Consider the following 12,775-nt stretch of genomic DNA (forward strand, 5'->3'; position numbering starts at 1 on the left):
CTTCCGGACTTTACCGCGCCAGCTTAGTGCGACGTGAACGACAGGCAACTGCCTTGACCCCCGCCGACCGCCCGTCCAAAACATGCGCGATGACCGAACCGCAAGATTTGACCGGCCTGAGCTTCGAGGACGCCCTCGCGCGCCTGGAGAAGATCGTCCACAGCCTGGAAGCCGGCGACACGCCCCTGGAGGCGTCGATCGACCTGTATACCCAGGGGCAGGCATTGAAAAAACACTGTGAAGCCAAGCTGGCTGGTGCGACTGCGCGGATCGAAGCGATCCAGCTTGGCAGCGACGGCACCCCGACTGGCGTCCGCGCCTTCGATGCAGCCTGATGGGCGGCGCTGAATTGGTCCAGGCCTCGATCAGTCTGAAGCCCGCGCTCGACGCCATCGGCAAGTCGATCGACCAGCGTTTCGACCGCCTGCTGGCGGTTCCCGACGACGGCCGCGAGCGCCTGTACCTGGCCATGCGACACTCTGCCATCGGCGGTGGCAAGCGCATGCGCCCGCTGTTGGTGGTCGCCGCCTGCGACTTGTTCAACGTCGACCGCGAACGGGCCCTGCGCGTCGCCATCGCGATCGAGGCGGTGCATTGCTACAGCCTGATCCACGACGACCTGCCGTGCATGGACGACGACGACCTGCGCCGTGGCAAGCCCACCGTTCACAAGGCCTTCGACGAAGCGACGGCAGTGCTGGCCGGGGATTCGCTGCATGCGCTGGCGTTCGAGGTGCTGGCCGACGAGGCGACGCACGAGGATGCCAGTGCCCGCGCCGAACTGGTCCTCGAGCTGGCGCGCGCCAGTGGCCCGAGCGGCATGGCCGGTGGCCAGATGATGGATCTTGCGGCCGAGCAGCGCGAGTTCGACATCGGCGCGACCACGCGCCTGCAACAGCTCAAGACCGGCGCACTGATCGGCTTTTGCCTCGAGGCCGGGGCGATCATGGGGCGCATCCCCGAATCGCAGCGTACGCCACTCAGAGGATACGCCCGCGACCTCGGGCTGGCCTTCCAGATCGCCGACGACCTGCTCGACGTGGAAGGCGAGTCGGCCAAGACCGGCAAGGCGGTCAACAAGGACGCGGCGGCGGGCAAGTCGACCTTCGTGTCGCTGCTCGGCGTCGAACGAGCCCGGACGCAGGCGCAGATGCTGATCGAGCAGGCCATCGAGCACCTGCAGAGCTTCGGTCGCGAGGCCGATCTGCTGCGCGCCATCGCCCGCTTCACCATCGACCGCGACCGCTAGGTGACGACACGCATCGGCGTCTATCCGGGTACCTTCGACCCGATCACGCTGGGTCACATGGACATCATCCGGCGGGGTGCCAAGCTGGTCGACACGCTGGTCATTGGCGTGGCTACCAATGCCTCCAAGTCGCCGATGTTCAGTCTGGCGGAGCGTACCGCGCACGTCCGCCGCGAGACCGAGGGCATGCCGAGCATCAAGGTCGTCGAATTCGACGCGCTGCTGATGAATTTTGCCGAGGAGCAGGGCGCCTCGATGATCATCCGCGGGCTGCGGGCGGTCGCTGACTTCGAGTATGAGTATCAGATGGCTGGGATGAACCAGCAACTCAATGCGCGCATCGAGACGGTCTTCCTGATGGCCGACGTCGCGCTGCAGCCGATCGCATCGCGCCTGGTCAAGGAGATCGCGATGTACGACGGCGACGTCCGCAAGTTCCTGACGCCGCGTGTCGCCGCCGACGTGGTGGCGCGGGTCGCACAGCTGAAGGCGGGCTGATCGTCACGGCAACAGGCGCCAAGGTGACGTTCAGCCTTGCGTCAGCTATGCGGTGCGAATTGCGAACGCCAGCCTCGGCAATGGCTGGTTTATGATTGCGGGGAATGGTTTGACGATGCGCGGAATGATGGCGGCGGCTGCAGCGTTCGGGCTGTCGATGGCGATGGCCGTGCCCGCCCAGGCTCAGAAGGAGCCGGAGGTCGCGACGACCCCGAAGGAACTGCCCAAGTCCGAGCCGACCGTGGTCAAGCCGCCGCCGCCGGTTACGCCCGAGAACACGTTGTTGCTCGATCTGTCGACCGGCGGCCGCGTTACCATCGTCATGCGCCCCGACATTGCCCCGAACAGCGTCGAGCGCATCAAGACCCTGACGCGCCAGCACTTCTATGACGGTACGGTCTTCCACCGGGTCATCGACGGCTTCATGGCGCAGGGCGGCGATCCGACCGGCACGGGTACCGGCGGCTCCAAGCTGCCCGACCTCAAGGCCGAATTCAACGACCTGCCGCATCTGCGCGGCAGCGTCGCCATGGCCCGCGCCACGTCGCCCGACAGCGCCAACAGCCAGTTCTACATCGTCCTGCAGCCGGTCATGAAGCTGGACCATAATTACACCGTCTGGGGCCGCGTGGTTGGCGGCATGGAGTTCGTCGACGCCATCGAGAAGGGTGAGCCACCGGCCAATCCGTCGAAGATCGTCCAGGCCTCGATTGCCGCCGACAACATCGCGCCGCCCGCGCCGAGTTCGCCGGTCCCGGCTGCCGGCCCGGCGCCGATGGCGTTCCCGTCGCAGTCCGCGGTGCCGCCGAAGTAAGCCCACCCTTCTGCTGGTTTGAAGGGCGGAACCGAATTCCATGCGCGTTGCCGATTTCGATTTCGATCTTCCGCCGGAGCGTATCGCCCTGCGCCCGGCGACGCCGCGCGACGCGTCCCGGCTGCTCAAGGTCACGCCCACCGGCCTTGCCGACCTGAGCTTCACCGACTTGCCGTCGCAGCTTCGCGCCGGTGATTGCCTGGTGTTCAACGACACGCGCGTCATCCCGGCCCAGCTGGCCGGCAAGCGCGGCGAGGCGCGCATCGGTGTCACGCTGCACAAGCGGGTCGACGAGTGGCGCTGGTGGAGCTTCGTCCGGAACGCCCGGCGCTTGCAGATCGAGGATTATATCGACTTCGGTGCCGGCCTGCACGGCAAGGTCGAGGACCGTGCCGAGGATGGGGCGATCCTGTGGCGCTTCGACAGCCACCTGCCGATGGAAGCGGCGCTGGAGGCTGCGGGAGCGATGCCGCTGCCGCCGTATATCGCCTCGAAGCGTGCGGTCGACGCTCGGGACGCCGCCGACTACCAGACGCTCTACGCCGACAAGCCCGGCGCCGTCGCCGCGCCGACCGCCGGCCTGCATTTCACCCCGACCCTGTTCGCGGCGCTCGCCGCCGCCGGCATCGGCCGCGAGACGGTGACGCTGCACGTCGGCGCCGGCACCTTCCTGCCGGTCAAGGCCGACGACACCGACGACCACCGCATGCATGCCGAATGGGGCAGCCTCGACGCCGCCACCGCCGAACGGCTGGCAGCGGTTCGGGCGGCAGGCGGCCGGGTCATCGCCGTCGGCACGACCTCGCTTCGGCTCCTCGAAAGCGCCGCGGCGGCGGGACCCGGCGCCTGGACCGGCGACACCTCGATCTTCATCACGCCCGGCTACCGCTTTCGCGCCATCGACGGGCTGCTGACCAACTTCCACCTGCCGAAATCGACCTTGTTCATGCTGGTCAGCGCATTGATGGGCCTCGACACCATGCGCCGGGCTTATGCCCATGCCATTGCGGACGACTACCGCTTTTACAGTTATGGCGACGCTAGTCTGTTGCTCCCAGCCTGAAGATCTGCCGCATTGCGGCCCCGATGAGCCGATGCTAATATCCGGCGGGGCAGTGGGGCGTACAAGTTGTGATCGCGGACCTTATTAACTTTCGCGTAATACTTGTCGTCGCCCTGATCTTCATTCCATTGGAGATGTTGTTGCCGAACCGGCGCGGACAGGGTTTTTTCCGCCGGCACTGGTTCAACGACATCATCTACATGTTTGCCAACGGCATCGTCGTCCGCATCGGCTTCATCCTGCTCATTACTGCCGTCGCAAACTGGTGGGGCCCGGCGCCGCACGGCTTCGTCGCGAGCCTGCCGCTGTGGCTGCAGGTCGTCGCCGCCTATGTCGTCGCCGACGCCGGCGTCTATGCTGCACACCGTAGCTTCCATGCGATCCCGTGGCTGTGGAGCTTCCACTCGGTCCATCACAGCATCGAGGAGCTCGACTGGCTGGCGACGCACCGCGTTCATGCCGCCGACCAGATCATTCTCGCTGCGGCCGCCTACCTGCCGCTGTTCGTGCTCGGCTTCACGGCCGAGGCGATGGCCGTGCATGCAATGATCTACACCGTGCAGTCGTACCTGGTGCACTCGAACGTCCGCGTCGCCATCGGCCCGTTGCGCCATGTCTTCGCGACGCCGCACTTTCACCATTGGCACCACGCCAATCACGTCGAGGCGTACGACCGCAACTTCGCACCCAGCCTGACCTGGCTCGACCGGCTGTTCGGCACGCTGCACCTGCCCGACGCGGCGCCGACCCGCCTTGGCACCGACGATGAGGTGCCGCCCGATTATCTGCGTCAGCTTGCCTGGCCCTTCGTCCGCCGGCAGCGCCCGGAAGCAAATTCCGCAGGGGTGACCGTTCGATGAGTGCGCGTGGCGAAGACTTGCTCGGCAAGTCGTTGATGATCCTTGCCTTTGTCTATCTGGCGATCACCCAGGTCGTCGGCCTGATCGCCAAGGTTCGCGCCACGGCGCTCGATCCGTCGTTCGCGCTGGGGGCGATCGCACAGGCGCTCAGCCTGTCGTTCGTGCTGCTGATGGTCGTCATGACGGTGCGCCGCTCGCCGCCGACCAGCGTCGCCACCGGGATCGAGCCGCGACTTGCCGCCATCGCCGGGACTTTCCTGCTGATGGTGCTGGTCTGGCTGCCACCGGGCAAGGCGCCGTTCGGCGTCCAGGTCGGCGCGACGCTGCTGCTGCTCTGCGGGACCGCGGCGTCGATCTATTGCCTGCACTATCTCGGCCGGTCCTTCTCGATCATGGCGGCGGCTCGCGAGCTGGTCACCCATGGTCCGTACGGCGTCGTCCGCCACCCGTTGTACGTCGCCGAAGGCTTCAGCACCGTCGCCATCATCATCCTGCACTGGTCGTGGCCGGCGATCCTGATCGGCGCGGCCCAGCTGGCGCTGCAATGGCGCCGGATGCAGCACGAGGAGCGGGTTCTGCGCGCCGCATTTCCGGTCTATGCGGACTATGCGCTGCGGGTGCCGATGGTGCTGCCGCGCGCGATGGGCTGAGGCCGCCGACGCCACGCTCTGGTGACACCGCCTCAAGCGTTCTACACGGCCCGGGCCCTTCGACACCAAGCCCCAGGACGTAATCCGACGCCATGACCCGACCGCGCTTCGACTTTACCATCGCCGCAACCGATGGCGCCGCACGCACCGGCACCATCGCGATGCGGCGCGGTGACATCCGCACGCCCGCCTTCATGCCGGTCGGTACCGCCGCCACGGTCAAGGCGATGCGCCCGGCCGAAGTCCGCGCGGCGGGGGCGGACATCATCCTGGGCAACACCTATCACCTCATGCTGCGTCCGGGCGCCGAGCGGATGGCGCGGGTCGGGGGGTTGCACAAGTTCATGGGCTGGGATCGGCCGATCCTGACCGACAGCGGCGGCTACCAGGTGATGTCGCTGGGCAAGCTCGCCAAGCTGACCGAGAACGGCGTCACCTTCGCCTCGCACCGCGACGGCTCGAAGCACCTGATCACGCCCGAACGTTCGATGGAGATCCAGCGGCTGCTCGGCTCCGACATCGTCATGGTGTTCGACGAGTGCACGCCTTTCCCCGCGACGCCGGAGCAGGCCGAGGCGTCGATGGAGCGTTCGATGCGCTGGGCGCTGCGATCGCGCAACGCCTTCGACGAGGGTGTCGAGCATGCCGAGCGCGCCGCGCTGTTCGGCATCCAGCAGGGCTCGATGGACGCCGGGCTCCGCGCCCGGTCGGCGGATGCGCTGCAGGCGATCGGCTTCGACGGCTATGCGATCGGCGGCCTGGCGGTCGGCGAAGGCCAGGCGTCGATGTTCGAGGTCCTCGACTATGCGCCGGGACAGTTGCCCGCCGACGCGCCGCGCTATCTGATGGGGGTCGGCAAGCCTGACGACATCGTCGGGGCGGTGCTGCGCGGCATCGACATGTTTGACTGTGTGCTGCCGACGCGATCCGGTCGCAACGGCCAGGCCTTCACTCATGACGGGCCGCTCAACATCACCAACGCGCGCTTTGCCGAGGATGAAGGGCCGCTCGACGGCGATTGTGCGTGTCCGGTCTGCGCGCAGGACAGCCGCGCCTATCTCCAACACCTCGTCCGCTCCGACGAGATCCTCGGCGCCATGCTGATGACCGAGCATAATATCTGGTTCTACCAGCAGCTCATGGCCGGACTTCGCGCTGCAATCGCCGAGGGCAGGGTCACAGCCTTCGCGGCAGCGTTCCTGCTCCGCTATCGGGGCGGGCTTACTTCCCCGTAAATACCGCCGGACGCTTTTGCAGGAAGGCGCTGACGCCTTCGACGAAGTCGGGCGAGCGGCCGGCGAGGCGCTGGTTACGTCGCTCCAGCGACAGAGCCTCGGTCAGCGTCGTGTCGAGGCACGCGCGAATGCCGTGGCGGATCAAGGCATAGGCACCGGTCGGCCCTTTCGCCAGCCTGGCCGCCAGCGCCTGCGCCGTCGGCATCAGCTCGGCATCGTCGACGACCTTGTAGATCATGCCCCAGTCGAGCGCAGTTTCAGCGGGCACTCGCTCGCCGAGCATCATCATCGCCGTCGCGCGCGCCTTGCCGGCGAGGCGCGGCAGCATCCAGGTCGAGCCGACGTCGGGGACCAGCCCGATGTTGATGAACGCCTGGAGGAAATAGGCCGAGCGCCCGGCGATGACGATGTCGCCCGCCAGCGCCAGCGAACAGCCCGCCCCCGCCGCCGGTCCGTTGACCGCGGTGACGAACGGTACCGGCAGTGCGAACAGCCGCTCCAGCAACGGGTTGAAGTGCGTCTCGAGCAGGCGTCCCGCATCGACCGGGCCGCCGCTCATCGCCGCGCTGGCGGTGTCGCCGCTGCCCAGGTCGGCACCGCTGGAGAAGCCGCGGCCGGCGCCGGTCAACAGCAGGACACGCGCGCTGCCCTCGTCGCGGACGCGGTCGACGGCGTGCAGCATCTCGGTGATGACGCCGGTATGCAGCGCGTTGAGCATCGCCGGGCGATTGATGGTCAGCGTCGCGACGCCGTCCGCCTCGTCGTACAGGATATGCTCGTAAGTCATCGCGAGGCTCCGTGGTTCACGCCCACGTCAACCTTAGCGCGACCGCCACGCGGTGACTATCGTAAAGCCCGGCGCAAGCCCGGCTCAGGGCTCGCTGCGCGCCTTGACCATCATGAAGGCGGGCATGCCGTCGCTGCCGAAGCCGACCTCGTTGGTGTCGCGGTCATCGTCACGATCGCGCCCACCGCCGCCACGACCACGCCGCGGTTCCTCGCGGCGCTGCTCGTCGCGCCGGGGCTCGTCGCGCCGTTGCTCGTCCCGGCGGCCATCGCGGCGCGGCTCGTTGCGCGGTGCATCGCGTCGTGCCTCTTCCCGAGGCGCCTGATCGCGAGGCGCCTGCTCGCGGGTCGCCTGCACGCGCGGAGCCTGCCCCCGGGGTGCCTGCTCACGCGGCGCCGTCTCGCGGCGCGCTTCAGGTTGCGAGGCGGCCTCTTCGCCACCGGCATTGGCCTCGCGCGGTTCGCGGTCGCCGCCGGTGCGGCCGCGGCCACCACGACGTCGACGGCGCTTCGGCTCGGTGCCCGTCTCGCCACCGGTGGCAACGGCATCGCGCTCATCCTCGGCGACTGCATCGCTCGGTACTTCGATGGTCTCGGCAACCGCCTCGATTTCGGCCGTCGTAGTGGCCTCGGCGCCGTGGCGCGGTACCTTGTGACCGATCAGCTTCTCGACCTCGGCAAGGTTCTCGGCCTCGTCGGGGGTCATCAGCGTATAGGCGATGCCGGTGCGGCCGGCGCGGCCCGTGCGGCCGATGCGGTGGACGTAATCCTCGGCATGGTGCGGCACGTCATAGTTGATGACATGGGTGACGCCCGGAACGTCCAGGCCGCGTGCCGCAACGTCGGAGGCGACCAGGATGGTGATGTCACCGGCCTTGAAGCGGTCGAGTTCCTTGATCCGGTCGCCCTGATCCATGTCGCCGTGGATCTGGCCCGAGGCAAAGCCGGCCTTCTTGAGCACATCGGCAAGTTCGCGAACATCGCGCTTGCGGTTGCAGAAGACGATAGCGTTCTTCAGCTCGGGATCGCGCAACAGCTTGCGCAGCGTCTCGCGCTTGCCGCGCGGGCTGGTCTCGACGACGAATTGCGAGATCAGGACGTTCGACTGCGCCGGGCGCGCAACTTCGATAACGCGCGGGTCGGTCATGAACTTGTCGGCCAGCTTCTTGATCGGCCCCGGCATGGTCGCCGAGAACAACAGCGTCTGACGGTCTGCAGGCAGTTTGGTGCAGATTTCCTCGATGTCCGGGATGAAGCCCATGTCGAGCATCCGATCGGCCTCGTCGATGACGAGCAGGCTGCACTGGTTGAGCATGATCTTGCCACGGCCGAACAGGTCCATCAGCCGGCCCGGGGTAGCGATCAGGACGTCGACACCCTTTTCCAGCGCCGCGAGCTGGTCGCCCATCGACACGCCGCCGATCAGCAAGGCCATGCTGAGCTTGTGGTATTTGCCGTATTTATCGAAATTCTCGCTGACCTGCTGGGCCAGTTCGCGCGTCGGCTCGAGGATCAGCGAGCGCGGCATGCGGGCGCGGCTGCGACCCTCTGCCAGGATGTCGATCATCGGCAGCACAAACGACGCGGTCTTGCCGGTGCCGGTCTGCGCCACGCCGATGATATCGCGTCCCATCAGCACCGGCGGGATCGCCTGGCGCTGGATTGGCGTCGGATCGTTGTAACCGCTGTCGGCTACGGCGCGGAGTAGTTCCTCCGACAGGCCGAGGGCTTCGAAACTCATGAATGTCCTAAACGCATGGGCTGCCACAGCGCAGGCCACCGCGCGCTTGCGCAAGATTCGAGCGAAAAGTCAATGGACGCGCCCAAAAGAAGGGGCGGGGATTTCGCCCCGCCTCTTGCGTCTTGATGGTCGAAATGCCGCCAGGCTAGAACTTTACGCCCGCCGCGATACCGTAACGCCGCGGCTCGAGCGTGAAGATGTTGGTGTAGAGCCCCGACGACTGGTCGGTGACATATTGTCCGGTTTGGGCGTTATTGTTCGAAAGGTTTTGGATGAAGGTGCGGACGAAGTAACGATCGTTCGGCCCGTTCAGCTGGATCTGGGCGTTCATGATCGTGTAGCTCGGGATGCGGTTGACGAACTGCGTCTGGCCGAGCCCGGCGCCGTTGAAGATGCTGCCATAGCTGTTGCCGGTGAATGTCACATCGAAGCGCGGGATCAGCGTGCTGCCATTGCCGAAGTCGAGCGTGTATTGAACGCCGGTCGATGCCTTGAACGTCGGGGCCTGGGGTAGCTGGTTGCCCTTGATGTTGATCGCGACGCCGCCGTCGATGACCTGCATACCGCCGAACAGCGCCCCGACCGACGCGGCATTGCTCTTCAGCGCGCTGCAGATGCCGAACGCCCCCGTCGTTCCGGCGGCAAGTCCGCTGCCCGTCGGGAAGGCCGTCGGAGCGCGCAGGCCGATGCTGTTGTTGATCGCGCCGACATAGCGGTTGGCCCCTACGCCGTTGCCCGCCACGGTCGGGACGACCGCGCAATTCGCCGCCGAAGTAATGTCCTTGATGATCACGGCGTCATCGCGGCCGCCGGACGGATCGCGCGGGTTGAACAGGAACTTGTCGCCCGAGACCTTGGTGTGGAGGTAGCTGAAGCCGATGTTGACCGCGAGCGCGCGCGTCGGCTGGACGATCGCATCCGCCTCGAGACCATAGATATCGGCGTCGACATTGTCGTTCACCGAGGTCTGGTTGACGATGCGGCTGAGCTGCAGGCCCTTGTACTTATAGTAGAAGCCAGTGAGGTTCAGGCGCAGCCGGCCGTCGAGGAAGGTGTTCTTGGAGCCGACCTCGAACGAGTCGATGAACTCGGGATTGAAGCTCTCCGGAACGCTGAAGGCGTTGCTCAGCGGCGGGTTGATACCGCCCGACTTGTAGCCGCGCGAGTATGACGCATAGAGCAGGTTCTCGTCGGTCACCTTCCAGTCGATGACGGCGCGGCCGGTGATCTCGCTGAAGCCGACCTTGCGGACGCTGTACAGCTGGTTGCCGGTCGACGGGTCGAAGTCGAGATTGGCATAGCCGACTGCCTGGCTGAGGTCGGTCGATCCGTACGGCAGGTAGACCGCGGCGCTGTTGATGTCGGAGAACAGCGTCTTGCGGGCGCTGACTTCCTTCTTGTCGTTGTTGTAGCGGATGCCGCCGGTCAGTTTTACACGGCTCGAGATGTCGAAATAGGCCTCGCCGTAGATGCCGTAGGATTCAAGCCGGTAGTCGTTGGTGTTGTTGCGGTAGAACGGCGTCGCACGGTAGCTGTTGGGAAATGCCGGATTGCCGCCGAGCTGCGCGCCCAACGTTCCGGCAAGGCCGAGTACCGCTGCGGCGTAGTCGAGCCCGAAGGCGTTGACGTAGTAGCTGTTCTCCGAATTGTGGATCTTGTTGTAGATGCCGCCGAGCAGGAAGTTGAACTTGCCGTCGAACTGGCTGTTGATGATCGCTTCGCCGGTATAGGCATCGTTGGTGTTGTTCGAGCGATCGAAGTTCAGCGGGACCGCGCCGCAAACCGAGTGACCGCCGAAGACGCCGGTGCCGGTCTCCTCCGAAGCCGAGGTGCAATACTGGCCATTCGCTCCGGTCGGCCGCAGCGCCGTCAGCGCCCGGGTGAACTGTTGCAGCAACGGACCGCCTAGGCCGGCGGCATAGGCGGCCGCCGTGGCGAAGCCGGTGTTGTAGACGCTGCCGCTCTGGACCGCGAGGTTATAGTCCTGTTGAGAGTCGACGCGGTCCTTCTGGTACAGGCCCGAGACCTTGACCTTGATCGCGCCGAAGTCGTGCGTGATCTGGGCCGACGCCTGGATTTCGTCGGCGAAGTAGGTCGGCTTGAATGCCGTATAGACGCTCCGCGGATCGGCGGGATTGATCGCGTTGGCATAGCCGTCCGGGCCGTAAAGGCTGCCGCTCGACAGCGCGACCAGGCCATTCGCAAGGGCGTTGCCGGCGGCGCTGGTGCGGAATGGCGCGGTCGAGATCGCGACCAGCTCGGTCGAGCTGAACACGCTCGACAGGGCGGCGTTGCCGTTGACCGTCTGATTGGGCAGGCCACCCGGGGTACAACCCAGCACGCCGGTGGGGTCGCGCTGGCACAGCTGCTTCTGGATCCGCAGCCGGTCGTCGTTCTCGCGGAAGTAATAGCCCATCAGGTCGACCGTCGTGTCGTCGGTCGGACGCCAGCGGATCGAGCCGCGGATGGAGTAGAGGTCGCGACCGTCGATGCGGCTGTCGTCGTACAGGTTCTTGGTGAAGCCACCGCGCTTGAGATAGGTGCCCGCGACGCGGACGCCGAGCGTCTCGGTCAGCGGCACGTTGAGCATCGCCTTGACCTTGTACGAGTCGTAATTCCCGTACTCGCCCTCGACCGCCGCGTGGATCGCCGTCAGGTCGGGCTTGGCGGTGATGAAGTTGACGACGCCCGCCGTGGCGTTGCGTCCGAACAGCGTGCCCTGCGGACCGCGCAGGACCTCCACACGCTCCAGATCGAAGAACTCGGTCTCGAAGATGCGGGTGCCGAACAATGGCAGGTCGTTAATGTGGATGGCGGTGGCGCTGTCGCAGGTAACGCCGACGCACAGGTCGCCGACACCGCGGATGGTGAATACGCCGCCGGTGAAATTGCTCTTGGTGAAGGTGATGTTGGGCAAGGTCAGCTGCAGGTCGGAAGCGTTGTTGATCTGCTGTTTCTGTAGGGCATCGGCGGTGAAGGCCGAGACTGCGATCGGCACGTCCTGCAGGCTCTGTGATGTGCGCTGCGCGGTGACGATGATGTCGTCGATGCCACTGCCGCCGTTCACCGCGTTATTGCGGTTCGGCGCCGAGGCCTCTGCAACGCCGGTGGTGGCCGGTGCCGTGCCGGTCGTGCCGGCCGAGGTGCTGGTCTGTGCCTGCACTGCGACACCCATCAGGGCGCCTGCCGAAACACCGGACACAAGTATCGCGCGCATCGAGTTGATGATCGGCCGCATGGCTGCGTTCCCCCCCTGATAACTCCGCTTCGCGCCGTCCCGCTATGATTGCAGGATCGTCGCTTCCGCCCGGCGTCGACCGCGCGGCAGCCCAATCAATAAATCAACCTTCAGGGCCGTTGTCCAGCGCGCCCAGCGCCAGTTTCCGTTTACGGAAAGCAAGCTTTAAGATGTTGCCCGAAAGCAACACGTCAAGCGCTACGTTCAGCGGTGGCGGCGCCGGGCCGGAGCCGTCGGGACAATGCTCGCTATCGTACATTCCCCACCGGAGCGGGAGATGATCGCGTCCCGACCGGCGCACAACTGCCCGGCCTCGGCGCGACGATAATAAAAGCCGGCATAGAAGCTCAGCGTCGGACATTGCTGGGCGAAATACAGGCGCCAGTGCGCGCCGTTCTTCATCGACAGTTCCACGGCATGGTCGCCGAACACCACGGCACCGGCCACGCCGTTCATCGCCACGCAGCGCGACCGGCCGGCCAGCGGCGGCTCGGGTCGGGGCTCCCGCGCGATGACCGGCGCCTCGACGATCTGCACGCGCTCGACCTTCTTCTTGCCGAACCACGGGAACTTCGCCGACGCCAGGCATGGGGTCAGCAGCAATGCCAGGCCGATACCGAAGAGCCGCCACCAGGACATTA

The 12,775-nt window shown here is 66.1% G+C and carries 12 protein-coding genes; 8 read left to right on the forward strand and 4 right to left on the reverse strand.

Annotated elements, in window-relative coordinates:
* The first annotated feature begins 89 nt into the window (after positions 1 to 89).
* The 8 genes from ACOFKW_RS08680 (at position 90) to tgt (ending at position 6,369) form a co-directional block, all read left to right on the forward strand.
* On the forward strand, positions 90 to 335 hold the full coding sequence (locus ACOFKW_RS08680) for an exodeoxyribonuclease VII small subunit (RefSeq protein WP_419813755.1): 246 nt from the start codon (positions 90 to 92) through the stop codon (positions 333 to 335).
* Entirely contained in the window at positions 335 to 1,249 is a 915-nt protein-coding gene (locus tag ACOFKW_RS08685) for a polyprenyl synthetase family protein (RefSeq protein ID WP_419813756.1), read from the forward strand. The genes ACOFKW_RS08680 and ACOFKW_RS08685 overlap by 1 nt, the downstream gene beginning before the upstream one ends.
* A 57-nt stretch (positions 1,250 to 1,306) precedes the next feature.
* Positions 1,307 to 1,747 (forward strand): pantetheine-phosphate adenylyltransferase, encoded by a 441-nt coding sequence (gene coaD / locus ACOFKW_RS08690; RefSeq protein WP_419816915.1) that lies wholly within the window; start codon positions 1,307 to 1,309, stop codon positions 1,745 to 1,747.
* A gap of 115 nt (positions 1,748 to 1,862) precedes the next feature.
* Positions 1,863 to 2,561, forward strand: coding sequence for a peptidylprolyl isomerase (locus ACOFKW_RS08695; RefSeq protein WP_419813757.1), 699 nt, complete (start codon positions 1,863 to 1,865; stop codon positions 2,559 to 2,561).
* Between the two features lie 40 nt (positions 2,562 to 2,601).
* Positions 2,602 to 3,624, forward strand: coding sequence for a tRNA preQ1(34) S-adenosylmethionine ribosyltransferase-isomerase QueA (queA, locus tag ACOFKW_RS08700; protein ID WP_419813758.1), 1,023 nt, complete (start codon positions 2,602 to 2,604; stop codon positions 3,622 to 3,624).
* A 134-nt stretch (positions 3,625 to 3,758) separates the two neighbouring features.
* The gene (locus ACOFKW_RS08705; protein WP_419813759.1) at positions 3,759 to 4,484 is read left to right on the forward strand and encodes a sterol desaturase family protein; all 726 of its coding nucleotides are present in this window, start codon (positions 3,759 to 3,761) and stop codon (positions 4,482 to 4,484) included.
* Positions 4,481 to 5,134: a methyltransferase family protein gene (locus ACOFKW_RS08710; protein ID WP_419813760.1), complete on the forward strand. Its 654-nt coding sequence runs from the start codon at positions 4,481 to 4,483 to the stop codon at positions 5,132 to 5,134. The genes ACOFKW_RS08705 and ACOFKW_RS08710 overlap by 4 nt, the downstream gene beginning before the upstream one ends.
* Before the next feature lie 92 nt (positions 5,135 to 5,226).
* Positions 5,227 to 6,369: a tRNA guanosine(34) transglycosylase Tgt gene (gene tgt, locus ACOFKW_RS08715; protein ID WP_419813761.1), complete on the forward strand. Its 1,143-nt coding sequence runs from the start codon at positions 5,227 to 5,229 to the stop codon at positions 6,367 to 6,369.
* Here the strand turns inward: tgt and ACOFKW_RS08720 are convergent.
* The 4 genes from ACOFKW_RS08720 to ACOFKW_RS08735 all read right to left on the reverse strand — a co-directional run bounded on the left by ACOFKW_RS08720 (position 6,356) and on the right by ACOFKW_RS08735 (position 12,773).
* Positions 6,356 to 7,156, reverse strand: a complete 801-nt coding sequence (locus tag ACOFKW_RS08720) for an enoyl-CoA hydratase-related protein (RefSeq protein WP_419813762.1) — start codon at positions 7,154 to 7,156, stop codon at positions 6,356 to 6,358. The genes tgt and ACOFKW_RS08720 overlap by 14 nt on opposite strands.
* 84 nt (positions 7,157 to 7,240) lie before the next feature.
* Complete coding sequence (locus ACOFKW_RS08725; protein ID WP_419813763.1) at positions 7,241 to 8,896, reverse strand: DEAD/DEAH box helicase; 1,656 nt, start codon at positions 8,894 to 8,896, stop codon at positions 7,241 to 7,243.
* Between the two features lie 145 nt (positions 8,897 to 9,041).
* Complete coding sequence (locus tag ACOFKW_RS08730; RefSeq protein ID WP_419813764.1) at positions 9,042 to 12,134, reverse strand: TonB-dependent receptor; 3,093 nt, start codon at positions 12,132 to 12,134, stop codon at positions 9,042 to 9,044.
* Positions 12,135 to 12,338: 204 nt separating this feature from the next.
* The gene (locus ACOFKW_RS08735; protein ID WP_419813765.1) at positions 12,339 to 12,773 is read right to left on the reverse strand and encodes a hypothetical protein; all 435 of its coding nucleotides are present in this window, start codon (positions 12,771 to 12,773) and stop codon (positions 12,339 to 12,341) included.
* Positions 12,774 to 12,775: the final 2 nt, after the last annotated feature.

Source organism: Glacieibacterium sp., from assembly GCF_965200405.1.
GTDB lineage: Bacteria > Pseudomonadota > Alphaproteobacteria > Sphingomonadales > Sphingomonadaceae > Glacieibacterium.

Bases quoted from the DNA above. Each gene is read 5' to 3' on its own strand.
- ACOFKW_RS08725 (WP_419813763.1), bottom strand. From the start codon at position 8,896: ATGAGTTTCGAAGCCCTCGGCCTGTCGGAGGAACTACTCCGCGCCGTA.
- tgt (WP_419813761.1), top strand. From the start codon at position 5,227: ATGACCCGACCGCGCTTCGACTTTACCATCGCCGCAACCGATGGCGCC.
- queA (WP_419813758.1), top strand. From the start codon at position 2,602: ATGCGCGTTGCCGATTTCGATTTCGATCTTCCGCCGGAGCGTATCGCC.
- coaD (WP_419816915.1), top strand. From the start codon at position 1,307: ATGGACATCATCCGGCGGGGTGCCAAGCTGGTCGACACGCTGGTCATT.
- ACOFKW_RS08710 (WP_419813760.1), top strand. From the start codon at position 4,481: ATGAGTGCGCGTGGCGAAGACTTGCTCGGCAAGTCGTTGATGATCCTT.
- ACOFKW_RS08695 (WP_419813757.1), top strand. From the start codon at position 1,863: ATGCGCGGAATGATGGCGGCGGCTGCAGCGTTCGGGCTGTCGATGGCG.
- ACOFKW_RS08705 (WP_419813759.1), top strand. From the start codon at position 3,759: ATGTTGTTGCCGAACCGGCGCGGACAGGGTTTTTTCCGCCGGCACTGG.
- ACOFKW_RS08720 (WP_419813762.1), bottom strand. From the start codon at position 7,156: ATGACTTACGAGCATATCCTGTACGACGAGGCGGACGGCGTCGCGACG.
- ACOFKW_RS08735 (WP_419813765.1), bottom strand. From the start codon at position 12,773: ATGTCCTGGTGGCGGCTCTTCGGTATCGGCCTGGCATTGCTGCTGACC.
- ACOFKW_RS08685 (WP_419813756.1), top strand. From the start codon at position 335: ATGGGCGGCGCTGAATTGGTCCAGGCCTCGATCAGTCTGAAGCCCGCG.
- ACOFKW_RS08730 (WP_419813764.1), bottom strand. From the start codon at position 12,134: ATGCGGCCGATCATCAACTCGATGCGCGCGATACTTGTGTCCGGTGTT.
- ACOFKW_RS08680 (WP_419813755.1), top strand. From the start codon at position 90: ATGACCGAACCGCAAGATTTGACCGGCCTGAGCTTCGAGGACGCCCTC.